At 71.9% G+C, this 25,405-nt stretch carries 24 protein-coding genes; 16 read left to right on the top strand and 8 right to left on the bottom strand.

Going from position 1 to position 25,405, the window contains the following annotated elements; all coding sequences use genetic code 11:
- Window positions 1-43: 43 nt before the first annotated feature.
- The 3 genes from shc to hpnA all read right to left on the bottom strand — a co-directional run bounded on the left by shc (window position 44) and on the right by hpnA (window position 4,258).
- Window positions 44-2,020, bottom strand: coding sequence for a squalene--hopene cyclase (shc, locus tag OF850_RS09310; protein WP_301589887.1), 1,977 nt, complete (start codon window positions 2,018-2,020; stop codon window positions 44-46).
- A 112-nt stretch (window positions 2,021-2,132) separates the two neighbouring features.
- On the bottom strand, window positions 2,133-3,263 hold the full coding sequence (locus tag OF850_RS09305; RefSeq protein ID WP_301589770.1) for a glycosyltransferase: 1,131 nt from the start codon (window positions 3,261-3,263) through the stop codon (window positions 2,133-2,135).
- Window positions 3,260-4,258, bottom strand: coding sequence for a hopanoid-associated sugar epimerase (gene hpnA, locus OF850_RS09300; protein ID WP_301589769.1), 999 nt, complete (start codon window positions 4,256-4,258; stop codon window positions 3,260-3,262). Before hpnA ends, OF850_RS09305 begins: the two co-directional genes overlap by 4 nt.
- 65 nt (window positions 4,259-4,323) lie before the next feature.
- Between hpnA and OF850_RS09295 the strand changes: the two genes are divergently transcribed.
- On the top strand, window positions 4,324-4,914 hold the full coding sequence (locus OF850_RS09295) for an ABC transporter substrate-binding protein (protein ID WP_301589768.1): 591 nt from the start codon (window positions 4,324-4,326) through the stop codon (window positions 4,912-4,914).
- Here the strand turns inward: OF850_RS09295 and OF850_RS09290 are convergent.
- Entirely contained in the window at window positions 4,900-5,775 is an 876-nt protein-coding gene (locus OF850_RS09290; protein WP_301589767.1) for an MlaA family lipoprotein, read from the bottom strand. The two genes, OF850_RS09295 and OF850_RS09290, sit on opposite strands and share 15 nt — an antisense overlap.
- A gap of 47 nt (window positions 5,776-5,822) precedes the next feature.
- Between OF850_RS09290 and hpnI the strand changes: the two genes are divergently transcribed.
- The 7 genes from hpnI (at window position 5,823) to OF850_RS09255 (ending at window position 12,136) form a co-directional block, all read left to right on the top strand.
- A complete protein-coding gene (gene hpnI, locus OF850_RS09285; protein WP_301589766.1) occupies window positions 5,823-6,977 on the top strand; it encodes a bacteriohopanetetrol glucosamine biosynthesis glycosyltransferase HpnI in 1,155 nt (384 codons plus the stop codon).
- Window positions 6,978-6,982: 5 nt separating this feature from the next.
- Window positions 6,983-8,419 (top strand): hopanoid biosynthesis associated radical SAM protein HpnJ, encoded by a 1,437-nt coding sequence (hpnJ, locus tag OF850_RS09280; protein WP_301589765.1) that lies wholly within the window; start codon window positions 6,983-6,985, stop codon window positions 8,417-8,419.
- Window positions 8,419-8,628 carry a hypothetical protein gene (locus tag OF850_RS09275; protein WP_301589764.1) on the top strand — a complete coding sequence of 70 codons (210 nt, stop codon included), beginning with the start codon at window positions 8,419-8,421 and terminating at the stop codon, window positions 8,626-8,628. The genes hpnJ and OF850_RS09275 overlap by 1 nt, the downstream gene beginning before the upstream one ends.
- A gap of 19 nt (window positions 8,629-8,647) precedes the next feature.
- The gene (gene hpnK / locus OF850_RS09270; protein WP_301589763.1) at window positions 8,648-9,487 is read left to right on the top strand and encodes a hopanoid biosynthesis-associated protein HpnK; all 840 of its coding nucleotides are present in this window, start codon (window positions 8,648-8,650) and stop codon (window positions 9,485-9,487) included.
- A complete protein-coding gene (locus OF850_RS09265) occupies window positions 9,484-10,446 on the top strand; it encodes a lysylphosphatidylglycerol synthase domain-containing protein (protein ID WP_301589762.1) in 963 nt (320 codons plus the stop codon). Before hpnK ends, OF850_RS09265 begins: the two co-directional genes overlap by 4 nt.
- A 66-nt stretch (window positions 10,447-10,512) precedes the next feature.
- Complete coding sequence (locus OF850_RS09260; protein ID WP_301589761.1) at window positions 10,513-11,442, top strand: hypothetical protein; 930 nt, start codon at window positions 10,513-10,515, stop codon at window positions 11,440-11,442.
- Between the two features lie 16 nt (window positions 11,443-11,458).
- Complete coding sequence (locus OF850_RS09255) at window positions 11,459-12,136, top strand: hypothetical protein (protein WP_301589760.1); 678 nt, start codon at window positions 11,459-11,461, stop codon at window positions 12,134-12,136.
- Between the two features lie 36 nt (window positions 12,137-12,172).
- Here OF850_RS09255 and OF850_RS09250 read toward each other — a convergent pair whose 3' ends face one another.
- The gene (locus tag OF850_RS09250) at window positions 12,173-12,550 is read right to left on the bottom strand and encodes a dihydroneopterin aldolase (RefSeq protein WP_301589759.1); all 378 of its coding nucleotides are present in this window, start codon (window positions 12,548-12,550) and stop codon (window positions 12,173-12,175) included.
- Between the two features lie 75 nt (window positions 12,551-12,625).
- Here OF850_RS09250 and OF850_RS09245 point away from each other — a divergent pair, with 75 nt between their 5' ends.
- The 8 genes from OF850_RS09245 (at window position 12,626) to OF850_RS09210 (ending at window position 19,366) form a co-directional block, all read left to right on the top strand.
- A complete protein-coding gene (locus OF850_RS09245) occupies window positions 12,626-13,381 on the top strand; it encodes an SDR family oxidoreductase (RefSeq protein WP_301589886.1) in 756 nt (251 codons plus the stop codon).
- Window positions 13,378-13,761, top strand: a complete 384-nt coding sequence (gene folB, locus OF850_RS09240; RefSeq protein ID WP_301589758.1) for a dihydroneopterin aldolase — start codon at window positions 13,378-13,380, stop codon at window positions 13,759-13,761. The genes OF850_RS09245 and folB overlap by 4 nt, the downstream gene beginning before the upstream one ends.
- A gap of 307 nt (window positions 13,762-14,068) precedes the next feature.
- On the top strand, window positions 14,069-15,973 hold the full coding sequence (gene uvrC, locus OF850_RS09235; RefSeq protein ID WP_301589757.1) for an excinuclease ABC subunit UvrC: 1,905 nt from the start codon (window positions 14,069-14,071) through the stop codon (window positions 15,971-15,973).
- A gap of 52 nt (window positions 15,974-16,025) precedes the next feature.
- Window positions 16,026-16,634 (top strand): CDP-diacylglycerol--glycerol-3-phosphate 3-phosphatidyltransferase, encoded by a 609-nt coding sequence (pgsA, locus tag OF850_RS09230; RefSeq protein ID WP_301589756.1) that lies wholly within the window; start codon window positions 16,026-16,028, stop codon window positions 16,632-16,634.
- Window positions 16,635-16,695: 61 nt separating this feature from the next.
- Window positions 16,696-17,337 carry a hypothetical protein gene (locus tag OF850_RS09225; protein WP_301589755.1) on the top strand — a complete coding sequence of 214 codons (642 nt, stop codon included), beginning with the start codon at window positions 16,696-16,698 and terminating at the stop codon, window positions 17,335-17,337.
- Window positions 17,338-17,341: 4 nt separating this feature from the next.
- A complete protein-coding gene (moaD, locus tag OF850_RS09220) occupies window positions 17,342-17,593 on the top strand; it encodes a molybdopterin converting factor subunit 1 (RefSeq protein ID WP_301589754.1) in 252 nt (83 codons plus the stop codon).
- Between the two features lies 1 nt (window position 17,594).
- Window positions 17,595-18,041, top strand: a complete 447-nt coding sequence (locus tag OF850_RS09215) for a molybdenum cofactor biosynthesis protein MoaE (protein WP_301589753.1) — start codon at window positions 17,595-17,597, stop codon at window positions 18,039-18,041.
- A complete protein-coding gene (locus tag OF850_RS09210) occupies window positions 18,038-19,366 on the top strand; it encodes a hypothetical protein (RefSeq protein ID WP_301589752.1) in 1,329 nt (442 codons plus the stop codon). The genes OF850_RS09215 and OF850_RS09210 overlap by 4 nt, the downstream gene beginning before the upstream one ends.
- On the opposite strand, the gene OF850_RS09205 is transcribed toward OF850_RS09210, so the two are convergent.
- The 3 genes from OF850_RS09205 to OF850_RS09195 are packed head-to-tail and all read right to left on the bottom strand — an operon-like array spanning window position 19,341 to window position 25,247.
- On the bottom strand, window positions 19,341-20,774 hold the full coding sequence (locus OF850_RS09205) for a TolC family protein (protein WP_301589751.1): 1,434 nt from the start codon (window positions 20,772-20,774) through the stop codon (window positions 19,341-19,343). The two genes, OF850_RS09210 and OF850_RS09205, sit on opposite strands and share 26 nt — an antisense overlap.
- Window positions 20,771-23,926 (bottom strand): efflux RND transporter permease subunit, encoded by a 3,156-nt coding sequence (locus OF850_RS09200; RefSeq protein ID WP_301589750.1) that lies wholly within the window; start codon window positions 23,924-23,926, stop codon window positions 20,771-20,773. Before OF850_RS09200 ends, OF850_RS09205 begins: the two co-directional genes overlap by 4 nt.
- 19 nt (window positions 23,927-23,945) lie before the next feature.
- A complete protein-coding gene (locus tag OF850_RS09195; RefSeq protein WP_301589749.1) occupies window positions 23,946-25,247 on the bottom strand; it encodes an efflux RND transporter periplasmic adaptor subunit in 1,302 nt (433 codons plus the stop codon).
- Window positions 25,248-25,405: the final 158 nt, after the last annotated feature.

Genomic DNA, 25,405 nt, shown 5'->3' with positions numbered 1-25,405 from the left:
TAGGGAGGTTCCGCGACTCAACACGCCCCGGTGCCCGGGGTTGTTACAGCCCCACCCCGACGCGCCGCGTGTTGGACTGGCGCAGGTTCCGCAGCCGCGCCAGGGCCCAGAGCGGGAAGATTCGCCGGTAGCCATGGTAGCGGAGGTAGAAGACGCGCGGGAAGCCGGTTCCCGTGTAGTCCTCCTCCGGCCAGCCGCCATCCGGCCCCTGCCGCGACAGCAGCCATTCGGCGCCGCGCGCGACCGCCGGGTGATCCAGTTCGCCCGCCGCCATCAGCCCCAGCATCGCCCAGGCGGACTGGCTGGCGGAGGAGGGGGCGGGAAGCGGCGCGTCCGGACGGGTGCCGCCGCGGGCGGGATAGGACATCCCGTCCTCGCCCCAGCCGCCATCGGGGTTCTGCCGGGCGATGAGCCAGGACACGGCGCGGCGGATGGCCGGGTCGCCGTGCGGCAGCCCGGCCGCGTTCAGCGCCGTCAGCGCCGACCAGGTGCCGTAGACGTAATTCACCCCCCAGCGCCCGTACCAGGAGCCGTCGGCCTCCTGCTCGCGCAGCAGGTACTCGATGGCGTTGCGGCTCGCCGCCTCGTCGCCCCGGCCCAGCTGGGCCAGCATGGCAAGGCAGCGCCCGGACACGTCCGCCGTCGGCGGGTCGAGCAGCGCGCCATGGTCGGCGAAGGGGATGTGGTTCAGGTAGTGGAAGGTGTTGTCGGCGTCGAAGGCGCCCCAGCCGCCGCCGCGCGACTGCATCCCCACCGTCCAGTCCACGGCGCGGTCCACCGCGCCGTCCATGGCGGCCGAGCCCCCGTTCGTCTCGCGGCGGAAGCGGTCCATGGCCAGCACCACCACGGCGGTGTCGTCCACGTCGGGATAGTGCGCGTTCTCGTACTGGAAGGCCCAGCCGCCGGGCTTCAGCTCCGGACGCTGCCAGGACCAGTCGCCGACCACGTCGCGGATCTCCTTGGAAAGCAGCCAGTCGAGGCCCTGGCGCACCTCCCGCTCGTGCCCGCCCGCCTCCAGCAGCGCGTGGGAGGAGAGCGCGGTGTCCCAGACGGGCGAAAGGCAGGGCTGGACGTAGGTTTCGCCGTCCTCGCGCTCCTTCACAAGCTTCTCCACCGCGCCCCACGCCGTCACCACGCGCGGGTCGTCGGGTGGCACGCCGAGGCAGTGGTACATCATCACGGCGTTGGCCATGGCCGGGTAGATCGCGCCCAGCCCGTCCTCGCCGTTCAGCCTTTCGGTGACGAAGCGCTCGCAGGCCGCCTCGGCGCGGCGGCGGTGGGTGCGCGGGAAGATGGAGCGGGCGCGGTGCAGCGCCGCGTCCAGCCCCTTGAACAGGGAGGACCACGGCTCCGCCTGATGGGCGCCGCCGGGCCATTCCTTCACCTGCTCGGGCGGGGTGCGGAACAGCTCGGCGATGGTGGCGCCGGTCGGGTTCGCCGCCACGGGGCGGTGCGCCATCACCACGGTCAGCGGCACCACCACGGTGCGCGCCCAGTAGGAGATCTTGCTGATGTGGAAAGGGAACCAGCGCGGCAGCAGCATGATCTCGGGCGGCATCATCGGCACCGCCCGCCAGGGCACCGCGCCGAAGATCGCCAGAGTCGCGCGGGTGAAGACGTTGGACTTCTCGGCGCCGCCGGCGGCAAGGATCGCCTCGCGCGCGCGGACCATGTGCGGGGCATCGGCGCTGTCGCCGATCAGCTTCAGCGCCAGATAGGCCTTCACCGAGCAGGACACGTCAAGCGGACCGCCATGGAAGAGCGGCCAGCCGCCATGCGCCGCCTGGATGCGCCGCAGGTACCGGCCGATCGCGGCCTCCCGCTCCGGCTGGATGTTGCCGAAGAAGTGGTGGAGCATCAGGTACTCGGCGGGGATGGTCGCGTCCGCCTCCAGCTCGAACACCCAGTGCCCGTCCGGCTGCTGGTGCGCCAGCAAGTGGCCCGCGGCGGAACGGATCGCGCGGTCCAGCGCATCGCCGGCCACCACCCCCCCGGTGGCGCGACCGGCCGTTTCCGACATCATCTTCACGGCGTTGACCTCATCCCCTCGGATCGTCGGCTTCCCCTCGCTGCATGGATACGCGAGGCCCGCGGCCGGGCGGAAGCGCCGATCGCGCTGATTTGCCATGTCTTCATGTGCGGGAAAGGGTTTCACCCTTCCACAGCCCGCCCCGCCCCGCCCATTCCGCCCGGGCGGAATCCAGGGTGAAGAGCAGGTAGGTCCCGGCCACCATCGGCAGGGCGAGGCCGCGCAGCGGCGACAAGCCGAAGCGGCGCAGCGTCGGCGCGAAGGCCAGGGTCATCATCCCCCAGGCCAGCAGACCGATCCACCGCGCCGCCCCTTCCGCAAAGACGGCCAGCAGCGGCGGCGCGAGGAACACCAGCGCCATTGCCGCCACCATGCCCAGGAGGATCCAAGGATTGTAGCCCAGCTGGGCATAGGCGGTGCGCGCCACCATGGCGCGGATCGTGCCCAGATCGTCATAGGCGCGCAGCGACCGCACCCGTTCCGTCAGGCCGAGCCAGAGCCGCCCGCCGCCCCGCTTCATCATCCCTGCCAGGGCGCAATCGTCGATGATGCGGCCCCGGATGGAGTCCAGCCCGCCCCGCGCCTCGAAGCTGGCGCGGCGCAGGAGGACGCAGCCCCCGGCCGCGGCGGCGGTGCGGGCGCGTGGGTTGTTGCTCCATCGGAACGGATACAGCATGGCGAAGAAGAAGACGAAGGCCGGGATCAGCCAGCGCTCCGCCGCGCTGTCGCAGCGCAGCCGCGCCATGAGGGAAACGAGGTCCAGCCGCCCGTGCTCCATGCGCTGCACGAGGCGGCGCAGGCTGTCGGCGTCGTGCACGATGTCGGCATCGGTGAGGAGGATGCGCGAATGCCCCTCGCCCGCGACGGCGTCCAACCCCTGGCGCAGCGCGTTCAGCTTGCCGGACCAGCCCGGCGGCCGCTCGCCGCCCGTGACCACGAGCAGGCGCCCGTCCCCCGCCGCCCGGGCCAGTGCGCCCGTGCCGTCGGTGGAGCGGTCATCCACCACCACGATACGCAGCTTGCCGGGATAATCCTGCGCGCAGAGGCTCGCGACCGTCGCCGCGATGGTCTCGGCCTCGTTGCGCGCCGGGATGATCGCGGCGACGGCGGGCCATTCCGCCGGGTCGGGCAGCGATGCGGCGTCCCGGTCGTCGTCGCGCGCCAGCCAGAAGAAGCCGCGCCCGAACAGCAGCACGATCCAGGCCAGCAGCGCCGCCAGCGCCAGCGCGGTCATCGGGCCAGCATCCCGGCCTCGCGGAACCAGGCGATGGCGTCGCGCACCCCTTCCTGCCAGGGCCGCGCCGCGAACCCCAGCACGCGCTGCGCCTTGGAGGGGTCGAAGAACATCCGGGTCCGCGCCATGCGCAGCCCGTCCAGGGTCAGCATCGGCTCCCGCCCCGAAACGCGCGCCGCCGCCTCCGCCACCCATGCCAGGGGGAAGAGCGGCGCGCGCGGCAGGCGGAAGGGTGCGCGGTGGCCGCATTCCGCCGCGATGAAGCGCAGCATCTCGGCCAGGGTCACGTCCTGCCCGCCCAGGATGTGCCGTTCCCCCACCGCGCCGCGGTCCAGCGCCGCCACCACCCCCGCGGCGCAGTCGCGCACATGGACGAGGTTCAGCCCGGTCTCGACATAGGCCGGCATCTTGCCGCGCGCCGCCTCCAGGATCACCCGGCCCGTGGGGGTGGGGCGGCGGTCATAGGGGCCGATGGGGGTTGAGGGGTTCACGATCACCGCCGGCAGCCCCGCCTCGCGCACCAGCGCCTCGACCACCCGCTCCGCCTCGGTCTTGCTGCGCTTGTAGGGGCCGATCGCCTCCTCCGGCCGCGCCGCATCCGCCTCCGTCGCCGGTTGCCCGTCCGCGCGCGGCTTCAGCGTGGCGACGGAGGAGACATGGACGACGCGCCGCACCCCCGCTTCCAGCGCCGCGCGCATCAGCGCCTCCGTGCCCTCCACGTTCACCGCGCGCATCCGCTCGGGATCGGGCACGAAGATGCGGTAATCGGCGGCGGCGTGGATCACCGCATCCACCCCCGCCACGGCCCGGCGCAACGAATCCCGGTCGGTCAGCGAGCCCGGCGCCCAGTCGAGCTCCAGCCCCGCCAGCGTGTCGCGCGGCGTTTCGGGGCGCACCAGGGCGCGGACCCGGTGCCCGGCGGACAGCAATTCCCGCGCCAGCGACGCGCCCAAGAAGCCGGTCGCGCCGGTGAGCAGGATGGTGGAAGGCGGCATGAACCGCTTCTGGCAAGGCAGACTTCCCTCGTCCAGCCGCGGGGCCGCCCCTATATTCCGCTCCCATGACGACGCGACGCACCCTCCTTTCCGCCGCCGCCCTCATGCCGCTGCCCGCCCTGGCGCAGGGCGCCGACCCCACCGCCGTGGTCGAGCGCTTCCACGCGGCGCTTCTGGCCGTGATGCGCGACGCGCAGCGCCTGGGGGCACGCGGCCGCTACGACCGGCTTTCCAGCGCGATGCAGCAGAGCTTCGACCTCGCCGCCATGACGCGCATCTCGGTCGGCCCGCCCTGGACCGGCTTCGGCCCGGCGGAGCAGCAGGCGCTGACCGAGGCTTTCTCCCGCTGGTCGGTCGCCACCTACGCCGCGCGCTTCGACGGGTTCTCGGGCGAAAGCTTCACGACCGTCGGAACCCAGACCCTGCCCAATGGCGACGTGCTGGTCCGCACCCACCTGAACCGCACGGGCGGGCAGGAGCCGGTGGTGCTGTCCTACCTGGTGCGGCGCGGCCGCATCGTGGACATCTACCTGACCGGCACGATCAGCGAGCTGGCCTCGCGCCGCTCGGAATTCTCGGGGATCCTGCGCGATGGCGGGCCGACACGCCTCGCCAACGAGCTGAACGCCCGCACCGCCCAGCTATTGGGGACGTGAGCGCTGCCCAGCGGCGCCGGGAGGCGCCGCGCGGAACACGCTGAACCCTTCCCCGGGCTGCGTGGCGGCCGGCGCCTCGCCCGGATCGTCCAGAGGCACCGGCATCAGCGGCCCGGCGCCGGGCAGGGCGGCATCCGGGTCGTCCAGCGTCTGCACCGTGCCCGTGTCGGCCGAGGTGCGGCCGAGTTCCGCGTCGCGCCGCTGCCGCACAACGGAGCGCAGCCGGGCATAGAAATCCAGGCTGTCGGCGCGCAGCGCATCCAGGTTCTCGATGTTCTCGGCGCGCAGGTCCAACCCGCCGATCACGCCACGCCCCACGCCGATCAGCCCGTTCACCGTGCTGCCCATGATGAGGCCACCCGCGATGCCCACCGGGTTGGCCAGCGAATCCACGCCCTGGCCCACCGCGTCGCGCAGATGCGCCGGCCCGACCACGGGCAGCATGAGATACGGCCCGTCCGGCACGCCATAGACGTGAAGGGTCTGGCCGAAATCCGCCGGACGCTCCGTCGCGCCGCCGAGAGTCGCCACGTCGAAGATCCCCATGAGGCCGGCCGTGGTGTTGATGTAGAAGCGCATCAGTGTCTGGCCGGCATCAAGGAAGCGGGCCTGGAGCACGTTGTTGGTGAAGATGACCGGCTGGTTCAGGTTGTTCAGCACGTTGCGGATCCCGGTCCGCACCGGTGCCGGCAGCGCGGCGCGATAGGCCTCCGCCGCCGGGCGGATCACCGCCTCGTCCAGCCCCTCGTTGAACCGAAGAATCTGCCGGTTGGTCGGCTCGAACGGGTCCGCCGGGTCGCCGCCGGGCGCGGGGGCGGTGGCACAGGCGGCAAGCAGCAGGAGGAGGGGCAGGAGGCGCATGACATCCTACCCTACCAAAGCGCCATGCCGCGCGCGATGGTGATGGCGTGACCTTCCTCGCCGTCCTTTTCGCCATCCTGGCCCTTGCGGGTGCCGGCCAGGCCCTGGCCGCCCGCCACGCCCTGCGCCGCCTGGCCGCGTCGTCCCTGCCGGCCGCGCCCGCCCTGCCGGCCTCCGTGCTCAAGCCGTTGCACGGCGCGGAGCCTGGGCTGGAGGAAGGGCTGCGCGCCAGCTTCGGGCAGCGCCACGCGGCCCCCTTCGAGGTGCTGATGGCCGTGGCCGACCCCGCCGACCCGGCGCGGCCCGTGGCGGAGGCCGCGATCGCCACCGGCCCGGCGCCGGGGCGCCTGCTGGCGGGCGGGGCGGTGCTGGGAGCGAACCGCAAGGTGTCGCAGCTTGCGCATCTGGAGGCGGCGGCGGCCCATCCGGTGCTGGTGGCGGCCGACTCCGACATGCTTTGCCCGCCGGAATGGCTGACCGCCGTTTCCGCCCCCCTGGCCGATCCCTCCGTGGGCCTCGTCACCTGCCTCTATCGCGGGGAGGCGCGGCGCGACTCCGCCTGGGCGCGGCTGGCGGCCTTGGGCATCGACTGGCACTTCCTGCCCAATGCCGCGCTGGGCGAGGCGCTGGGCAAGGCGCAGGGCTGCTATGGCGCCACGGTGGCGCTGCGGCGGGAGACGCTGGAGCGGCTTGGCGGGTTCCGCGCCTTTCTGGACCTGCTGGCCGACGACCACGCCCTGGGCGCGGCGGTGCGGAAGCTGGGGCTGCGCGTCGTCGTCTCTCCCGTCCTGCCCGGCCACGCCATGACCGAGGCCTCCCTGGCCGAGCTGTGGCGGCACGAGCTGCGCTGGGCACGCACGGTGCGCCTGCTGAACCCGGCGGGCTATGCCGGGCTGGCTTTCACGCACCCGCTGCCCTGGGCCCTTCTCGCCCTCGCGCTGGCCCCGGGTGCGCCGACGGCCGCCGTGCTGGCGGTGGCCCTGGCGGCGCGGCTGGCGCTGGCGGTGGGGGTGGATCGGGCGCTGGAGCGGCCGCCCTGCATCCGTCGTCTTGCGAGCTTGCCGATTCGTGACTTGCTTTCGGCCGCCATCTGGGCCACGGCATGGGCGACGGGGCGGGTGGACTGGCAAGGCCGGCGCTACGCCCTCTCGGCCAAGGGTCGCATGACCGAGGCCGGGTCCCCACGCCACCGAGGTTCCTGACCGCCATGATGCGCACCCTGTTCCTGCAGGCCCCCTCCTTCGACGGCTTCGACGGCGGCGCCGGCGCGCGCTACCAGGCGCGGCGCGAGATCAAGAGCTTCTGGTTCCCCACCTGGCTCGCCCAGCCCGCCGCGCTGGTGCCCGGCTCCAAGCTGGTGGACGCGCCGCCGCACGACCAGACCCTGGCCGACGTCACGGCCATGGCGCGCGACTACGACCAAGTGGTGATGCACACCTCCACCCCCTCCTTCGCCTCCGACGTGAAGGTGGCCGAGGCGCTTAAGGCGGCGAACCCGTCCCTCAAGGTCGGCATGATCGGCGCCAAGGTGGCGGTGCAGGCCGAGGAATCGCTGCGCGACGCGCCGGTGGTGGATTGGGTCGCCCGCAACGAGTTCGACTTCACGGTGAAGGACGTGGCGGAGGGCATGGATCTCCGCGCCATCAAGGGTCTGTCCTTCCGCAACCGCGACGGCGTGCTGGTCCACAATGAGGATCGCCCGGTGCTCGAGAACATGGACGAGCTGCCCTTCGTGTCCGAGGTGTACAAGCGCGACCTCGACTACAAGAAGTACTTCATCGGCTACCTGAAGCACCCTTATGTCAGCTTCTACACCGGGCGTGGCTGCAAGAGCCGCTGCACCTTCTGCCTCTGGCCGCAGACCGTGGGCGGGCACCGCTACCGCACCCGCTCCGTCGGCCACGTGCTGGAGGAGATCCGCTACATCCAGGCGAATTTCCCGGGCGTGAAGGAGATCTTCTTCGACGACGACACCTTCACCGACAACCTGCCCCGCGCGGAGGAGATCGCGCGCGGCCTGGGCAAGCTGGGCGTGACCTGGTCGTGCAACGCCAAGGCCAACGTGCCGCGCGAGTCGCTGAAGGTGATGCGCGACAACGGGCTGCGCCTGCTGCTCGTCGGCTACGAGAGCGGCAACCAGCAGATCCTGCACAACATCAAGAAGGGCATGCGGGTCGAGGTGGCGCGCCAGTTCACCAAGGATTGCCACGAGCTGGGCATCGCCATCCACGGCACCTTCATCCTCGGCCTGCCCGGCGAAACCAAGGAAACGATCGAGGAAACGATCCGCTTTGCGATCGAGACCAACCCGCACACCGTGCAGGTGAGCCTCGCCGCGCCCTATCCCGGCACCTTCCTGTACGACCAGGCAGCGCGTGAGGGCTGGCTGGACATCGCGAACACCGACTACGTGGACGCGCACGGCGTGCAGATCGCGCCGCTGCACTACCCGCACCTGACGCACACCGAGATCTTCGACAGCGTCGAGAGCTTCTACCGGCGCTTTTATTTCCGCGTGCCCAAGATCGCGAGCATCTGCGGCGAGATGGTGCGCGACCGGCAGATGCTGGTGCGCCGCCTGCGCGAAGGCGTGGAGTTCTTCCGCTTCCTCAAGGAGCGCAACGCCGGCAAGGCGGCCGCCTGATGGGCGAAACCTTCGACCAGGTGCTCGGGCGCGTGCCCGAGCCCTTCCAGACTGCCTTGGTCGAGGTGTGCGACACGGCTGATCTTTGCCGCCGCTGGTTCGCGGACAAGGGAATGCAGGCCAGCGCCGCCGACATCATCGCCATGACGGCGCTCGTCATGGCGGAAGCCGCGCGCCTGCGGACCGAGAAGCGCGACTCCGCCAGCTAGAGGCCCGGTCCCGCCGGACGTGACGCCCCGCCTGATCTTCACCGCCGACGACCTCGGCCTCGCCGCCGAGGTGAACGAAGGGACCGAGCGCGCCCATCGCGAGGGCGTGCTCTCGGCCGCCTCGCTCATGGTCGGCGAGGCGGGGTTCGAGGAAGGGGTGCGCGTCGCGCGCAGCAATCCCGACCTCGCGATCGGGCTGCACCTGACGCTGACCGACGGGCACCCGGTGCTGCCCGCCGCACGCATCCCCTCGCTGACGCAGAAGAATGGCCGCTTCCGCGACGACATGGCCTCGCTCGGCCTCCTGCTCGCCCTGTCGCGCGAGGCCCGGGCGGAACTCGCAGCCGAGGTGGCGGCGCAGCTGGCGCGCTTCGCGGAAACGGGGCTGCGCTGCGACCACGTCAACGCCCACAAGCACTACCACCTCCATCCGCACATCGCGGCGGCGCTGATGCAGGCCGCCGCCGGGGCCGGTGTGCGCGCCATCCGCCTGCCCAACGAGGATCCGGCCATGCCGCGCAAGGCCGATCCTTCCAGCCGCAAGCTGCCCTCGGCGCTGCTCAATGGCTGGGTCGCGGTGCTGCGCAAGCGCGCGCGCAACTGGGGCCTTGCCGCGCCCGACCGCGTGCTGGGCTTCGCCTGGTCCGGCGCCTTTTCCGCGGACCGGCTGCGCGCGGTGCTGCCCCTGCTGCCGGGCGGCGTGACGGAACTCTATTTCCACCCCGCCATGCGCGGCGGCTTCGCCGGCTCCGCGCCCGGCTACCGCTACGCCGACGAACTCGCGGCGCTGACCGACGCGCAGGTGCGCGAGGCGGTTTCGGGCCTGCCGCGCGGCGGCTACGCGGCGATGCTGGGGTGAACCGCCTCGGCCTGATCCTGGCGTTGTGCGGGCTGGCCCTCGCCGTGGCGGTGATCGCCGCGCAGGACCTTTCGGCGGTGGGCGCGCTGCTCGCCGCCGCGGGGCCGGGCCTCGCCCTGGTGGCGCTGGCGCACCTGCCGTCCATGGGGCTGAACGCCTGGGCCTGGGCGGTGCTGATGCCGAGCCGCGTCCGCCCCACGCTGCCGGTGATGACCTTCAACGTCTGGGTGCGGGAAAGCGTGAACGGCCTCCTGCCCGTGGGCCGCATCGGCGGCGAGCTGGCGTCGTTCCGTCTGCTGCGCCGTCAGGGCGTGCCGCCCGCCCCAGCGGCGGGCGGGCTGCTGATGGACGTGGCGCTCTCCATCCTGTCGCAGCTGGCCTTTGCCCTGCTGGGGCTCGCTCTGCTGGCGGCGGGGGGCGGGGCGGTGGGCTGGGGCGGGCTGCTGCTCGGCTTCGCGAGCGGCGCGGCGCTGGGCGGGCTGTTCATCGCCGCGCAGCGCCTCGCCCTGTTCGGCCGCATGGCGGGGGCGCTGAACCGCATCGCCGCCGGTCGGCTGGACGCCTTCGCCGCCCACTCCGCGCGCATGGACCGCTACGTGCGCCGCGCCTGGCGCCGGCCGCGTGCCATCGCCCTGTGCTTCCTGTGGCAATTCGCCGCCTGGGTGGCTGGCGCGCTGGAGATCTGGGTCGCCTTCCAGGTGCTCGGCGCCGATCTGGGCTTCGCGGAGGCGCTGGTGATCGAGGCGCTGATCCAGGCCCTGTCCTCCGCCGCCTTCCTGGTCCCGGGCGCGCTGGGGTTGCAGGAAGCGGGGTTCATCGGCCTCGGCGCGCTGGTCGGGCTGGACCCGGCGACCTCGGCGGCGCTGGCGGTGACGCGGCGCCTGCGCGACCTGCTGCTCTTCCTGCCGGGCCTCGCGGCCTGGGCCGTGTGGGAACGCCGCGCCAGCAACCCCGCCTGAACCCAGCCGTTGCTCCCGGATCATGGCCGCCCCGTGCGGCCGGACCCAGTTCAGGAGGAACGCCGCATGAGCAATCCGACCACAAAGCCCGCCATCGCGGCGTTCTGCGCCGTGCTTCTGGCCGGCCCGGCGCTGGCGCAGACCGTGCCGCAGGGCAGCGGCACCGCCACGGCGCCTGCCGTTCGGGGCGCCCCGCAAACCAACCAGCCCAACATGAACCCGACCGCCAATCCGGTGCAGGGCGCGAACACCGGCATGGCGCGCAGCTCCGACGTCACCTCGCCCAACACGAACGATCCGCTGCGCTCTGGCGGGCAGGTGACGGATGGGCGCTCGCCCGCCGCGGTGTCCGGCCCGACCGGGCCGGCCAGCACGGAGCGCAACGTCCCCGGCTCCGACATCGCCCTGCCGATGGGCGTGTCGAGGGATTACGGCACCGGGGCCACGCCGGGACCGGCTGCCCCCTCCACCGCGGCAGGCCATCCGAGCGGCATCCGCAACAGCAATAACACCGCGGTGCAGCCGGGCGCGGCTTCCGTTACCGACGCGCCGGTGACCACGCCGGGGATGGTCCCGTCCAATCGCCCGGCCCCGGCCGGCGCGTCGTCGAGCGCCATCACCAACCAACCCCCTGGCGGCGCGAACACCAGCATCACCAACCAACCCCCTGGCAGCGCGGGCACCAGCATCACCAACGCCCCCGTGGGCGCCAACATGGACACGAGCCAGGGCGGACGCGCCGCGGCGGCGAACGACTCGGACCGTCGCGACGGCACGGCCAACGTCGCCCCTGCCGCCGGCACGAGCGCCACGCAGGTGCCCGGCGCCAATTCCTTCACTGAGGGCCAGACGCGCTCCCGCATGGAAGGTGCCGGCTTCAGCCAGGTGCGTGAACTGCGTCGGGACGACAACGGCGTCTGGCGCGGCACCGCGATGCGCGAGGGAAGGCAGGTCCAGGTGTCCATGGACTACCAGGGCAACGTGACGCATCGCTGAGCAAAGGAGCCGAACCATGCAGACCATCGTCAAGCTCTTCGACGACTACTCCCACGCCGAATCCGCGGTGCGCGACCTGGAGGCGGCGGGCTTCGCCGCCGGCGATATCAGCATCCTGCACCGCCGCGCCGATGGCGAGGTGAGCAATGCGAGCCGTACAACGGACACGGATGAATCCACCGGCGCCGGCGTGGGCGCCACCATCGGCACGGTGGTGGGCGGCGGCGCCGGGCTGCTGGCCGGGCTGGGCCTGCTCGCCATTCCGGGCCTCGGCCCGGTGGTGGCCGCGGGCTGGCTGATCGCCGCCGCGACCACGGCCGGTGTGGGCGCCGCGGCGGGCGGCCTGCTGGGCGCGCTGACCTCCGCCGGCGTGGACGAGGCCGACGCCCATGTCTACGCCGAGGGCGTGAAGCGCGGCGGCACGCTGGTGACGGTGCGCGCCGCTGATGCCACCCAGGCCGCCAATGCCGAGACCATCATGGCCCGGCACCAGCCCGTCTCCCTGCGCGAGCGGGGCGAAAGCTACCGCTCCGCTGGCTGGACCTCCTACGACCTGGTGAACCAGGACGGCGACATGGCGCAGGGCCACGGCCACATGGACGACAATGCGCGGACCGGCATCACCCGCCCGCATGGCGAGACCCGCGCCGACGAGACGGCGGCCACCCGCCCGACCCTCGACGGCCGGATCTGAGCCTCCGGGCCGCGCCCCCCGCCGGGGCGCGGCCCTTCACGCCTTCCGGCGGCGGAATACCTCGATGCCGGCGCCGCGCGCCTCGGGAAAGATCTGCGTCTTGGTGATGCGCACCCGCGCCGCCGCCACGCGCGCGTCGCGGAAGCACTCGGCCAGCAACTCTTCCGCCAGCGTTTCCAGCACTTCGACATGCGGGCGGCCACGCCAGCCACGCACGAGGTCGCGTACCCCGTCATAATCCACGATGCCGCCGCCCGCTGCCCCCTCGGGCACGAACATCTCTGCATCCACGCTGAGGCGGTTGGGGCGTTCGTGGTGCCGCTCCCACGGGTGCAGACCGATCGCTACCTCGGTTTCCATGCCCAGCACGCGGGAGCAGACATAGCCTCCCGGGAACAGGCTCATCGGGTCCATCGGGCTTCTCCCCTTGCTGGGCGCGGGCTATAGGCCCCGCCACCCCCCGGACCAAGAGGCCCCTGCTTGCCGAACGTGCTCGTCACTGGCGGCGCCCGGCGCATCGGCGCCGTTCTGTGCCGCACCCTCGCCACCGCCGGCTTCGGCGTGGTGATCCACCATCGCACCGGCGGCGCCGAGGCCGATGCCCTGGCGCGAGAGATCGCGGCGGCGGGCGGGCGGGCCTGGACGATCGAGGCCGACCTTTCCGAAGCGGCGCGGGCCGAGGCGCTGCCCGCGCGCGCCGCCGCGCTGTGCGGCGGGCTGGACGCGCTGGTGAACAATGCCAGCCTGTTCCTCTACGACACGCCGTCCGAGTTCAGCGCCGAGACCTTTCACCGCCAAGCTGCGGTGAACCTCGTCGCCCCCGCTCTGCTGCTCAAGGGATTCGCGGCAGAACTGGCCGAGGGGCAGGATGGCGCGGTGGTGAACCTGCTGGACAACCGGCTCTTCGCCCCCAACCCCGACTACTTCACCTACGCGCTGGGCAAGTACGGACTCCTCGGCATGACGGAGATGGCGGCGCTGCATTTCGCCCCCCGAATCCGGGTGAATGGCGTCGCCCCGGCCCTCACCCTGATCTCCGGCAAGCAGTCGGAGGAGAACTTCCAGCGCGCCCACCGCAACAACCCGCTGGGGCAGGGGGTGGAGCCGGAGGACGTGGCCGAGGCGGTGCTCTTTCTGCTGCGCGCCCCCCGCGTGACCGGGGAGGTGGTGGTGGTGGACGGGGGCCAGCGCCTGCGCCGCCGGGGCCGCGACGTCGCCTTCGGCACGACGGAGGAGCGGCGTTGAGCGCCCATCCGCTGCGGTTGCGTCAGGTCTTCGTGCGCGGCCTCGAACTTCAGGCGCGGCTGGGCGTCCATGCGCACGAAAAGGCGGCGCCGCAGCGCATCCTGGTCCATATCGAGCTGGCGGTGGAGGATGAGAGCGCGGCGGTCGGGATCGGCCCGGACGACCTCGCCCGCGTGGTGGATTACGACCGGGTGGTGCAGGCGACGCGCGAGGCGGTGGCGCGTGGCCATGTCATGCTGGTGGAAACGCTGGCCGAGACGGTGGCCGCCGCCGCCCTAGTGGACCCCCGCGTGCGCCTCGCCCGCGTCTCCATTGAAAAGCCCGATGCCTTTCCCGACATCGCCAGTGTCGGCGTGACGATCGAGCGCACCCGGCTTTGACGGGTCCGGCGGAGCCCCGCTGGGGACCGCCGAGTCAAGGTGAATCTCTGGCCCATTGTGGTTTTCATCCACTGTCTCTTGGCATCCCATGGCCAGAGGGTTGCATGTAAGTTTTTTCACGTATCTTGCCACATTCTCATGCCGTCTTTCTCGAAAAAATGCAGCGAAATCAAAGACATGTTATGTTGCACAAAAGTAAAGCAAACGTGGCGAAACCCAGGGACTCCCTGGCCTTGGCCAGCATCGACGCTTGTTCGCTCACAGGCTTATCCACAGCTTCCGTGGACAAGTGGCGTTGCTGCATCGCATGAGTGATCACGAACTCACCGAAACCCCTCCGCCGCCGCTCCTCCAGGGCGTGCAGGCGATCGAGGCGGCGTTGACCACCCTGCCCCTGGCGCCCGGCGTGTACCGGATGCTCGATGGCAAGGGGGACGTGCTCTATGTCGGCAAGGCGCGCGCTCTGCGGAAGCGCGTCTATTCCTACACCCAGACCGCCCGCCTGCCCGAGCGGCTGAAGCGCATGGTGCACGAGACGCGCCGCCTCGAGGTCGTGACCACGGCCAGCGAGGCGGAGGCGCTGCTGCTCGAGGCCAACCTCATCAAGCGCCTGCGGCCGCGCTACAACATCGTCCTTCGCGACGACAAATCCTTTCCCTGGCTGGTCATCAGCGACGACCACCCCTGGCCGCAGATCAGCAAGCATCGTGGGGAGCGGCGCAAGGGCGCGTCCTATTACGGCCCCTTCGCCTCGGTCTGGGCGGTGAACCAGACGCTGACGGCGCTGCAGCGCGTCTTCCTCCTGCGCTCCTGCAACGACACGGTGTTCGAGAACCGCGAGCGCCCCTGCCTGCTGCACCAGATCAAGCGCTGCTCCGCTCCCTGCGTGGAGCGCATCGGCCGCGACGACTACCGGTCTCTGGTGGCGGAGGCGAAGCAGTTCCTCGCCGGCCACGTCCCCTCCATCCAGAAGCGCCTCGCCGCTGAGATGGAACAGGCGGCGGAGGCGCTGGAGTTCGAGCGCGCCGCCGCGCTGCGCGACCGCATCCGCGGCCTGACGCATGTCCAGGGCAGCAGCCGCATCAACGTGGAAGGGCTGGGCGATGCCGATGTGGTGGCGCTGCACATGGCCGCCGGCCAGAGCTGCGTGCAGGTCTTCTTCTTCCGCGGCGGGCGCAACAATGGCAACCGCCCCTATTTCCTCTCCCATTCCCGCTCCGACATCACGCCGGAGGAGGTGATGGGCTCCTTCCTGGCGCAGCTCTACGCTGACCTCCCGCCGCCGCCCCTCATCCTCACCGCGGTGGAGGCGCCCGAGGCCGCGCTTCTCGCCGAGGCGCTGTCGGACAAGGCCGGCCGCAAGGTGGAGTTCCACACGCCCAGGCGCGGCGACAAGCTGCGCCTCGTCGAGCACGCCGCCACCAACGCGCGCGAGGCGCTGGAGCGGCGGCTGGCGGAGTCCACCGCCCAGGCGCAGCTCCTGGACGGGGCGCAGCGCCTCTTCGACCTGCCGGAGCGGCCGGAGCGGATCGAGGTCTACGACAACAGCCACATCCAGGGCACCGCGGCCTATGGCGCGATGATCGTCGCCGGGCCGGCGGGGTTCATGAAGAACGCCTACCGGAAATTCTCCATCAAGGAGGCGAAGCCGGGCGACGACTTCGCCATGATGCGCGAGGTGCTGGACCGCCGCTTCTCCCGCGCCCTGAAGGAAGACCCGACCCGGGCCGAGCCGGGCTGGCCCGACCTCGTGCTCATCGATGGCGGGGTGGGCCAGTTGAACGTGGCGCTGGAGGTGATGCGCGACCTGGGGCTGGAGGACATCCCGCTGGTCGCCATCGCCAAGGGTGTCGACCGCGACGCGGGGCGCGAATGGTTCCACATGGCCGGGCGCGAGGCCTTCCAGCTGCCCCCGCGCGACCCCGTCCTTTACTACCTCCAGCGCCTGCGGGACGAGGCGCACCGCTTCGTCATCGGCGCCCACCGCGCTGGCCGCGCCAAGGCGATGACGCGCAGCGAGCTGGACGACATCCCCGGCGTGGGCGCGGCGGTGAAGCGCCGCCTGCTCAACCATTTCGGCTCGGCGCGGGGAGTGCGGAACGCGGGCGAGGACGACCTGGCCAATTGCCCCGGCATCGGGCGCAGCCTCGCCCGGCGCATCCACGGCCATTTCCACCCGGGTGCCACCGTCCCGCAGGGGGGGGGGAGCTGAGTTACCCCGCGCGGCGATGGCCGATGCCTTCGTTCTGCTTTAAGAATCGCCTGTGCCGACCGACCTGCCCAACCTGCTGACGCTTTCCCGCATCGTGGCCATCCCCCTGCTGGTGGCCCTGGCGGCGCTGCGCCAGCCCTGGGCCGACATGGCCGCCTGCGCGGTGTTCTCGGCCGCCGCCATCACCGACTATTTCGACGGCAAGATCGCCCGCGACCGCCAGATCACCTCCGATTTCGGCCGGATGCTGGACCCGATCGCCGACAAGCTGCTGGTGGGGGCGGCGCTGATGTGCCTCGCGGGGTTCGAGCGCCTGCCCAACTGGTCGCTCCTGCCCGCCATCGTGATCCTGCTGCGGGAGATCCTGGTCTCCGGCCTGCGCGAATACCTCGCCGGGCTGCGGATCGGCCTGCCGGTGACCAAGCTCGCCAAGTGGAAGACTGGCTTCCAGATGGGGGCGCTGGGCGTGCTGCTGGCCGGCGATTCCGGCGCCGCCGTCATCGGCCTCGGCTTCCTGCCCATCGGGCTGCTGGGCGAGGTGATGCTGTGGACCGCCGCGATCCTGACGTTGCTGACGGGCAAGGACTACCTGCTCGCGGGGCTGCGCCACGCCTCGCCCGTCCCGATGCCCGACGCGGCGCGGGAACGGGGCCGGCCTTGAGGTTCACCTTGTTGCGGCGCATTGTCCGGCCCACCTTCCGTCCGTTGCCCTGGAGTTCTTGATGGGTCCCCGACCGCTCCCCTTGCTGCTCCTCGCGTTGCTCCTGCCGGGCTGCGCCGGGGTCGAGCGGGGCCTCTCCCGCCTCACCGACGGGCTGACCGATTTCAGCGGACGCTACGGGCCGCAATGGGGCGGGATGCGCGCCGCGTCGCCGGGCGACAGCCTGACGGTGCAGCGCGTCCGCGCGGGCGGCGTGGCCCCGGATCCTGCGGCGGCGCTGCGCCCCGAGCCGGGCGACATGTGGCCCGCCGACGACACCCCGCGCGCCACCCTGGCCAATCCGGACGAGGCGCTGCGCGGCATCGGCAACCAGCGCATGGGGCTGGAAGATCCGGGCAACGAGATCCGGCGCGGCCGGCGCGGCTCCTCCTCGCCGCCGCCCGATGCGCTCAGCTTCCCGCCGCAGCGCGCGCCGCAGAACGTGGTGCCGCCCAGCGTCCCCATCCCCGAGCCGCCGCCGCGCCCCTTCCGCGCCGACGGGCAGGTGCTGCCCACGACGCGCGGCCCCACCACCACGACCACCGGCACCGGCAACGTTTCCACCACCCTGTCGCCGCAAGGCCCCGGCGTCGCCATCCGCGACGGCGCCGTGACCACCATCATCGAGCCGGGCCGGGTGGAGCAGGTGCCCACCCCACGGTGACGGCATGAAGATCCTTTATTTCGCCTGGGTGCGCGAAAGGACCGGCGTGGCGGAGGAGGAGATCGCCCTGCCCGAGGGCGTGCGCGACGTGGCCGCGCTGGTCGAGCACCTGGCCGGGCGCTCGCCCGGCCACGCGGCCGCCTTCGAGAATCGCCGCACCATCCGCGCCGCGGTGAACCAGGACTTCGCCACCCCCGACACCCCGGTCGCGCCGGGCGACGAGGTCGCCTTCTTTCCCCCCGTCACGGGTGGCTGAGATGGCGCCGCGCATCCTCGTCCAGGAAGCGCCCTTCGACGCGGCGGCGGAGGCCGCGCGCCTCACCGAAGGCCGCACGGATGTCGGGGCGCTGGCCTCCTTCACCGGGCTGTGCCGCGCCGATGACGGGTTGCGCGCCATGGTGCTGGAACACTACCCCGGCATGACCGAGCGCGCCCTCACCCGCATCGCGGAGGAGGCGATGGCGCGCTGGCCGCTCTCGGCCTGCACCGTGATCCACCGCCACGGCCGCATCGCCCCGGGCGAGCCCATCGTCCTCGTTCTCACCGCCAGCGCCCACCGCGCCGCCGCGCTGGAGTCCTGCGCCTTCCTGATGGACTGGCTGAAGACCAAGGCCCCGTTCTGGAAGCGCGAGGAACTGGCCGAGGGCGGTTCGCGCTGGGTGGAGGCCCGCACGGCGGACGAGGACGCCGCCTCGCGCTGGTGAGGCAGGTCGCCGCCATCCTGGGCGGGGCGCTGCTTCTCCTCTGGCCCGCCTTCCTCAACGGCTACCCGCTGCTCTTCTCCGACAGCGCCGCCTTTCTGGCGCAGACGGTCGAGCCCCTGATGATCTGGGACAAGCCCTGGATCTACGGCCCCTTCGCCTTCCTCGGGCATTGGCACCTGACGCTGTGGGGCACGGTGCTAGCGCAGGGCATCCTCGTCTCGCACATCGTCTGGTTGCTGGCCCGTGCCGCGGGGCGGGCGGCGCCGCTGCGCCACCTCCTGCTCTGCGCCGCCCTGGCGCTGTTCACCACCGCCCCCTGGTCGGCGGCGATGGTCATGCCAGACATCCTGGTGCCGGTGGCGCTGGTCTCCGCCGCGCTGCTCGGCTGGCACTGGGAGGGGCTGGGGCGCGGCGAGCGGCTCTGGCTCGCCTTGCTGGGCAGCGTCGCGGCGGCGGCGCACCTGTCCAACATCCCGATGCTGCTCACCGTGCTGGCGCTCGCCCTCCTGCTGCGCGAGTGGCGCGCGCTGCTCCGCGCCTCGATCCCGCTCGCCGGCGCCGTCCTGCTGCTGCTCGCGACCAATGCGGTGGGGCATGGGCGGTTCGCGCTCTCGCCGCACGGCTCCACCTTTCTTCTCGCGCGCCTCGTCGCCGATGGCCCCGCCGCGCGGACGGTGGAGGCGCTGTGCCCCGCGCGCGGCTGGTATCTCTGCGCCTTCGCCGGCGCGCTCCCCACCAATTCCGACCTGTTCCTGTGGAATGGCGACAGCCCGGTGAATCGCGGCCCGGACGGGCAGCCGCGCTTCCTCGGCGGCGTCCTGCTGTCCGACGAGGCGCGGGAGATCGTGCGCGAAACGATCCGGCGCGAGCCGGCGACCCTGGTTTGGCAGGCCCTGGGCAACGGGCTGCGCCAGCTCCGCCTCATGCGGATCGGCGACACGTTGGGGGCCGCGGATGTGGGGGAGGGGGTGCGGCAGCGCCTCGTCCAGGGCTTCCCACTCTCCGAACTCCGCGCCTACGAGGCGGCGGCGCAGCAGCGCGACCTGCTACTGGACGAGGCCCGCGTCATCGTCTGGTTGCACCCGATCTTGGTGGCGCTGGCCGCACCCTTCGCCGCGCTCTCCGCACTGCGTGCCTGGCGCGCCGGACGGCGGCGCGAGGCCGGGCTGATCCTCGCCGTGCTGGCCGGCGTGATCGGCAATGCCTTCGCCACCGGCGCGCTGTCCATGCCGCATCACCGCTACGGCGCGCGGGTGGCCTGGCTGGTGCCGTTGCTCGCCCTGCTCTGGGCGCCGTGGCTCAAAGCCGCGGCGCGATCCCGCTGACGCCCGTGGCCGCCTCCAGCTGGGCCAGGGCAGTCAGGTAGGATTGGCGCGCGTTGTTGGCCGCGACGCGCGTGGCGTTCAGCGTCCGCAGCGCGTCCAGCACGTCCACCAGCGCCCGCCCGCCCGCCAGATAGGCCTGCTCGGCCGAGCGATAGGCCTGCTCCGCCCGGTTCAGCGCACCGCCTTCGGTGAAGATGCGCAGCAGGTTGCGCGACTGCTCGTAGCTGGCCCAGGCCGTGGCGAAATCCGCCCGCGCCTGCAGCAGCGCGGCGCGCGCCGCCGCCTCCGCCTGGCCCTGCTGGCCGCGCGCCACGCCGATATTCCCCTGGGTGATCTGGTTGGTGAAGATCGGGATGGACAGGTTGAAGGACAGTTCGTTGTTGGCGAAGCTCCGGCGCGCGGTTTCCGGCTGGTCCTGCGACAGCGCGGTCCGGTTCCAGCCCCCGCTGGCCGTCACGTCGCGGTATCGCCCCGCCTGGGCGAGGTCGGTGTTCGCCACCGCCGCCTGGAACTGCCGTGCCGCCACCACCACGTCGGGCCGGGTCTGCACCGCGTCCCGCAATTCGCCCTGCGACACGCCCAGGCCGGGCCGGGCCTCGAAGTTGCCGCGCAGGTCGAAGGCGACGGGCGGCAGCACGAGGCGCGGCTGCGAGGCGGTCTGGCGCCGCTGCGCCTGGGCGGGGGCCGGGCTGAAGGACGCTGCATCGGCGGCGAGCGCGACAGCGACCTGCGCCACCGCGGCGGCATAGGCCTGGGCGGCGCTCGTCACCTCGGCCTCGAAGGGCAGGCGGCTCGCCTGGAAGCGCAGGAGGTCGCCCTCGGGAATGGCGCCGTCCCGCACTTGGCGCGCCAGCAGCCCTTCCGTCCGGTCCAGGCTTTCGCGGTTGTTGAACGCGACCTCCAGGTTGGCGCGCGCCGCCAGCGCCGCGATGAAGGCCTGGCGCAGGGTGAAGAGCTGGAGCCGCAGCGCGTCCAGGACCTGCGCCTCCGCCACCACGATGTTCTCGTCGGCGAGGCGCGTGCGCAGCTCGCGCTTGCCCCCGCGCTCGATCAGCACGGTCAGCCCGGCATTGATGTTGGTGGTGGGCGACAGGAAGCGTGCATCGCGCACGGAGCGGCGGCTCGTTTCCGTGTACTGGCCGAAGGTGTTGCCCACGCTCACCTCCGGCGGCGGCCGCGAGGAGGAAACGAGGCGCTGCGCCCGCGCCGCATCGACCCCGCGCTGCGCGGCGATGACGGCGAGGTTGCGCTCGACGAGGCGCTGCTCCGCCTCGGCAAGGCGCAGCACCGGCGTGCCGGTCGGCAGGGGCAGGGGCTGCGAGCCGCTGGGCGTGCGCTGCCCATTCTGCGCGAAGGCGGGTCCGGCAAGGGCGAGCAGCGCCACGCCGGCAAGAAGGAGACGCTTCATGCGGGAAGTCCTGCGCGGGCGCGCCGTTCGGCTAGGGCAGCCTCGCTGCGCGCCAGGTCGCGCGGGCGGCCGAACCGGTCGATCAGCGCGGGAAAGGTGACGAGGATGAAGATGGGCACGAGGCCGATGCCGCCCACCACCACCAGCGCCAGCGGCTTGGTGACGTCGGCGCCGATGCCGGTGGCGAGGGCCATGGGCAGCAGCCCGAAGAAGGAGGCGAAGCAGGTCATGAAGACCGGGCGCAGCCGGTCCTGGCCCGACTGGTCCAGCGCCTGCCGCCAGGGCATGCCCTCGTGCCGCAGGTGGTTGAAGTGCGACACCAGGATGATGCCCTCCATCACCGTGATGCCGAACAGCGCCAGGAAGCCGATCGCCGCGGGGACGGAGAAGTTCAGCCCCGCCGCGGCCAGCGCCAGGATGCCGCCGACGAGCGACAAGGGCACCATGGCCATGACCAGCAGCATCTCCCGGACGTTGCCGAACTGCACGTAGAGCAGGACCATGATGATCGCGAGCGCGATGGGCACGACGAACAGGAGCCGCCCGACCGCTTCCTGCAGGTTGCGGAACTCGCCCACCCAGTCGAGGCGGTAGCCGGGCGCCATCTGCAACTCGCGCTCCACCAGCGCCTGCGCCTCGCGCACCGCGCTGGCCGGGTCGCGCCCGCGCACGGAGAAGCGGATGGGCACGTAGCGCGTCCCGTCCTCGCGATACACGTAGGCCGTGCCCGAGACGAGGCGCACATCGGCCACGTCCGCCAACACGGCGCCGCGCGGCCCGCCGACGGGGATGCGGGCGATGTTCTCCAGGTCGTTGCGATAGGCCGCGGCGAGGCGCACGACGATGGGGAAGTTGCGGTCGCCGCCCGGCTCGTAGACGCGGCCCGACTCGCGCCCGCCGATCGCCGCCTGAACCACGTCGTTGATCGCCTCGACGGCGAGGCCGAAGCGCGCGGCGCGGGCGCGGTCGATGGTCACGGCGACGGTGGGCTGGCCCAGCGTCGGGAACACCGCCACGTCCTCCAGCCCGCGCACGCCACCCAGCAGGCGCTGGATGCGGTCCGCATAGTTGGTGAGCACGTCGAGCTCCGGCCCGAAGACCTTGATCGCGTTCTCGCCCTTCACCCCCGACGCCGCTTCCTGCACGTTGTCCGAGATCATCTGCGCGTAGGAGAACTGCACGCCCAGGAAGCGCTGCTCCAGCCGCCCGTTGATCGCGGCGACGAGGCCCAGGCGGTTATGCGCCGTGGTCCATTCGCCGGGCGGCCTGAGCGGGATGAAGAACTCCGCGTTGAAGAACCCCGCCGGGTCGGTGCCGTCATCCGGCCGCCCCTGCTGCGAGGTGACGGTCATCGCCTCGGGGAATTCCAGCAGCGTCGCGCGGATTCCCTGCACCGTCCGGTGCCCCTCCTCCAGGCTGATCGAGCCCGGCATGGTCGCGCGGACGTAGAGGTTTCCCTCCTCCAGCGTCGGCAGGAACTCGGCGCCCATCTGGGACAGCAGGAAGATGGAGGCGGCGACCAGGATGCCGGCCAGCAGCAGCGACAGCTCCCGGGCCCGCATCGCGACGCGATAGAGCCCGGCATAGGCGGTGCGCATGTGCCGCACGAGCCAGGTGTCGCGCTCCTGGCTGTCCTCGCGCAGCAGCACGGCGGAAAGGGCCGGCACCACGGTGAAGGCCGCGACCAGCGAGCCGCCGATGGCGTAGGCGTAGGTCTTGGCCATCGGGCCGAAGATGCGCCCCTCGATCCCGCCCATGGTGAAGAGCGGGATAAAGGCGACGATGACGATCAGCAGCGCGAAGGCGATGGGCTTGCCCACCTCGCCCCCCGCGCGGAGGATGATCTGCGAAATGCCCGACATGCCCGGCACGACCGGCCCCGCAAGGTGCGGTTGCCGCCGCGCCAGGGTCAGGTGGCGGTAGATGTTCTCCACCATGATGATGGTGGCATCCACCAGTAGCCCGAAGTCGAGCGACCCGAGCGAGAGCAGGTTGGCGCTCTCGCCTCTCGCCAGCATGAGCAGCACGGCGAAGAAGAAGGCGAAGGGGATGGTGGCCGCCACGACCACCGCGCCGCGCAGGTCGCCCAGGAAGAGCCACTGGATGATCAGGATCAGAACGACGCCGAGGATGATGTTCTTCACCACCATCTTGGTGGTGATCTTCACCAGCTCCTCGCGGTCGTAGATGACGTCGAGCCGCACGCCGGGCGGCAGCACGCCGCCCGCGTTGATGCGCGCCACCTCGCGCTGCACGCCGTGGATGGTGGGCAGGGTCTGCTCGCCGCGCCGCATCAGCACGGTGCCCAGCACCACGTCCTCGTCCGCCTCGTGCCCGGCGATGCCGAGGCGCGGCAGGCTTCCCACCTCCACCGTCGCCACGTCGGACAGCAGGACGGGCGTGCCGTCCTCGCTGGCGCCGAGGACGATGTTGCGCATGTCCTCGATGGAGCGGATGAGGCCTACCCCCTGCACCACGGCCGATTGCGGGCCGATCTGGATCATGCCCGCGCCCACCGTGACGTTGCCGGCGCGCACCGCCCCGATCACCGCGGGCAGGGACAGGTTGAAGGCGTTGAGCCGCGGCAGGTCCACCACGACGTTGTAGGATTTGGAGCGGCCGCCGAAGGAGGACACGTCCACCACGCCGGGCACGCGCCGGAAGCGCCGCTCCAGCACCCATTCCTGGAGGGTCTTGAGGTCGTCCACGGAGAAACCGGGCGGGCCGACCACGCGGTAGCGCATGATCTCGCCGATGGGCGACAGGGGCGAGATGACCGGCTGCGCCCCGTCCGGCAGGTCGCGCAGCACGGCGAGGCGGTTCAGCACCTGTTGCAGCGCCTGCTCGTAAGTGTAGGCAAAGGTGAACTGCACCCGCACGTCGGACAGGCCGAAGAGCGAGGTGGAGCGTACGGAGTTCAGGTTGGGCAGCCCGGCCATCGCCAGCTCGACCGGGATGGTGACGTAGCGCTCGATCTCCTCCGCGCTTTGCCCCGGGTTCTGCGTGATGATCACGACCTGGGGCGGAACGGGGTCCGGATAGGCCTCGATGTTCAGCTTGGCGAAGCCATAGGCGCCGGCGGCGATGAACACCGCGAAGACGATGAGCACGAGCGCCCGCTGCTGCAGGGCGAAGGCGACGATCTGCCGCATGATGGGAAACGACCTTTGGTCAGTCGATGCGCGCGGCGCGGTCGATGAAGAGGGCGCCGCCGGTCACGATCCGCTCGCCGGCGGAAAGCCCGTCCGTCACCTGGATGAGTTCGCCCTGGCGGATGCCCAGCCCGACGCGGCGCTGGCTGAAGCGGCCGCCATCCTGCGCCGTCCAGACAAAGGCGTCGGAGCCTCGGAAGATCACTGCGCTCGCCGGCACGGCCGGGGCCTCCGCCGCCTCGCCCACCGCGATGCGGAAGGTGGCGAACATCTCGGATTTCAGGACGCGCTCGGGGTCCTGCACCTCGGCCATCACGGTGAGGCGGCGGGTGGAGGCGTCGAGCCCGGGATTCATGCGGACGATGCGCGCGTCGAAGCGGCGGCCCGGCAGGGCGCTCACCGTCACCTCCACGGGCTGACCCTCGCGGATCAGGGGCACGTCCATCTCGCGCACCGCGGCGACGAGCCACATGCTGGACAGGTCGCTGAGGGTGAAGACCGGGTCGCCCCCGCCGCCGGAGAGCCACTGCCCCGGTGCGACGCGGCGCTGGGTGACGGTGCCGCCCAGCGGCGCGCGGACGGTGACGACGCCGCTGACCTGCCGCGTGCGCTCGATCTCCGTGATCTCCGCGCGGGAACGGCCCAGCACGCGCAGCTTGTCGCGCGCCGCCTCCAGCTGCGCCTCGGCGGAGCGGAGGTCGGCCCCGGCGCCGGCGAAGGCGAGATTGGCCTGCTCCACTTCGCGCTGTGAGGTGGCGCGGGCGGAAAGCAGGGATTGCTGGCGCGTCTGCTCCCGCCGCGCCTGCTCCAGCGCCACGCGGGTCTTGCCGACATTCTCCAACGCGGAAAGCAGGTCATTGGCCGCGCCCGTCACGTCGGGCGTCTCGATCTCGTAGAGGGGCGCGCCCTCCTCCACCCGCTCGCCCGGCCGGGCGAAGACGCGCGTCACCCGCCCGGTATAGGGGGAAAGCAGGGGGGTCGAGCGGTCCTCGTTGACCGTGATGCGGCCCTCGGCCACGCGCTCCGGCCGGAAGGCGCGGGCGGCGACCGGCTCGATGCGCAGGGAGCGCGTCTCGCCTTCGCTCAGCCGGAACTCGCCGGCGGGCGGGCGCGGCGCGGCTTCCGCCGGCACGGCGACCGCGGCCTCGCGCCGCCCTTCCAGCGCGAACCAGCCGCCCCCGGCGGCCACCAGCGCGGCAAGGCCCCACAGCCAAAGCCCCCGCCGGCGCGGCGCCTGCGTTGCCTCGGCCGGCATTTCGGCGGGCACCGGCGTAGCGGCGCGCGTCTCGGCCTTCGGGGCTTCGGAGTGGATCACGTTCATTTGAGTCCCGGACTTCCAGCGCAAACCATTGTTCGGACGGCCTTTCGGTCGTCGCCTGGGAGGGCGGACACCGATCGGCCCCCGGATAATCGCCAGTGTAGCGTTGCCGGAAGGCCGCATGAAAGGTGAATTGTGCGAAACTTCGAAATTTTTCCCTC

It is taken from the genome of Sabulicella glaciei, assembly GCF_026183895.1.
Lineage (GTDB): Bacteria > Pseudomonadota > Alphaproteobacteria > Acetobacterales > Acetobacteraceae > Roseococcus > Roseococcus glaciei.
This window is presented reverse-complemented; position numbering and strand designations above follow the sequence as displayed.

Excerpts from the sequence above, each read along its gene's own strand:
- shc (WP_301589887.1), bottom strand. The coding sequence starts at position 2,020 with ATGTCGGAAACGGCCGGTCGCGCCACCGGGGGGGTGGTGGCCGGCGAT.
- OF850_RS09305 (WP_301589770.1), bottom strand. The coding sequence starts at position 3,263 with ATGACCGCGCTGGCGCTGGCGGCGCTGCTGGCCTGGATCGTGCTGCTG.
- hpnA (WP_301589769.1), bottom strand. The coding sequence starts at position 4,258 with ATGCCGCCTTCCACCATCCTGCTCACCGGCGCGACCGGCTTCTTGGGC.
- OF850_RS09295 (WP_301589768.1), top strand. The coding sequence starts at position 4,324 with ATGACGACGCGACGCACCCTCCTTTCCGCCGCCGCCCTCATGCCGCTG.
- OF850_RS09290 (WP_301589767.1), bottom strand. The coding sequence starts at position 5,775 with ATGCGCCTCCTGCCCCTCCTCCTGCTGCTTGCCGCCTGTGCCACCGCC.
- hpnJ (WP_301589765.1), top strand. The coding sequence starts at position 6,983 with ATGATGCGCACCCTGTTCCTGCAGGCCCCCTCCTTCGACGGCTTCGAC.
- OF850_RS09275 (WP_301589764.1), top strand. The coding sequence starts at position 8,419 with ATGGGCGAAACCTTCGACCAGGTGCTCGGGCGCGTGCCCGAGCCCTTC.
- OF850_RS09260 (WP_301589761.1), top strand. The coding sequence starts at position 10,513 with ATGAGCAATCCGACCACAAAGCCCGCCATCGCGGCGTTCTGCGCCGTG.
- OF850_RS09255 (WP_301589760.1), top strand. The coding sequence starts at position 11,459 with ATGCAGACCATCGTCAAGCTCTTCGACGACTACTCCCACGCCGAATCC.
- OF850_RS09250 (WP_301589759.1), bottom strand. The coding sequence starts at position 12,550 with ATGGACCCGATGAGCCTGTTCCCGGGAGGCTATGTCTGCTCCCGCGTG.
- uvrC (WP_301589757.1), top strand. The coding sequence starts at position 14,069 with ATGAGTGATCACGAACTCACCGAAACCCCTCCGCCGCCGCTCCTCCAG.
- OF850_RS09225 (WP_301589755.1), top strand. The coding sequence starts at position 16,696 with ATGGGTCCCCGACCGCTCCCCTTGCTGCTCCTCGCGTTGCTCCTGCCG.
- moaD (WP_301589754.1), top strand. The coding sequence starts at position 17,342 with ATGAAGATCCTTTATTTCGCCTGGGTGCGCGAAAGGACCGGCGTGGCG.
- OF850_RS09215 (WP_301589753.1), top strand. The coding sequence starts at position 17,595 with ATGGCGCCGCGCATCCTCGTCCAGGAAGCGCCCTTCGACGCGGCGGCG.
- OF850_RS09205 (WP_301589751.1), bottom strand. The coding sequence starts at position 20,774 with ATGAAGCGTCTCCTTCTTGCCGGCGTGGCGCTGCTCGCCCTTGCCGGA.
- OF850_RS09200 (WP_301589750.1), bottom strand. The coding sequence starts at position 23,926 with ATGCGGCAGATCGTCGCCTTCGCCCTGCAGCAGCGGGCGCTCGTGCTC.
- OF850_RS09195 (WP_301589749.1), bottom strand. The coding sequence starts at position 25,247 with ATGAACGTGATCCACTCCGAAGCCCCGAAGGCCGAGACGCGCGCCGCT.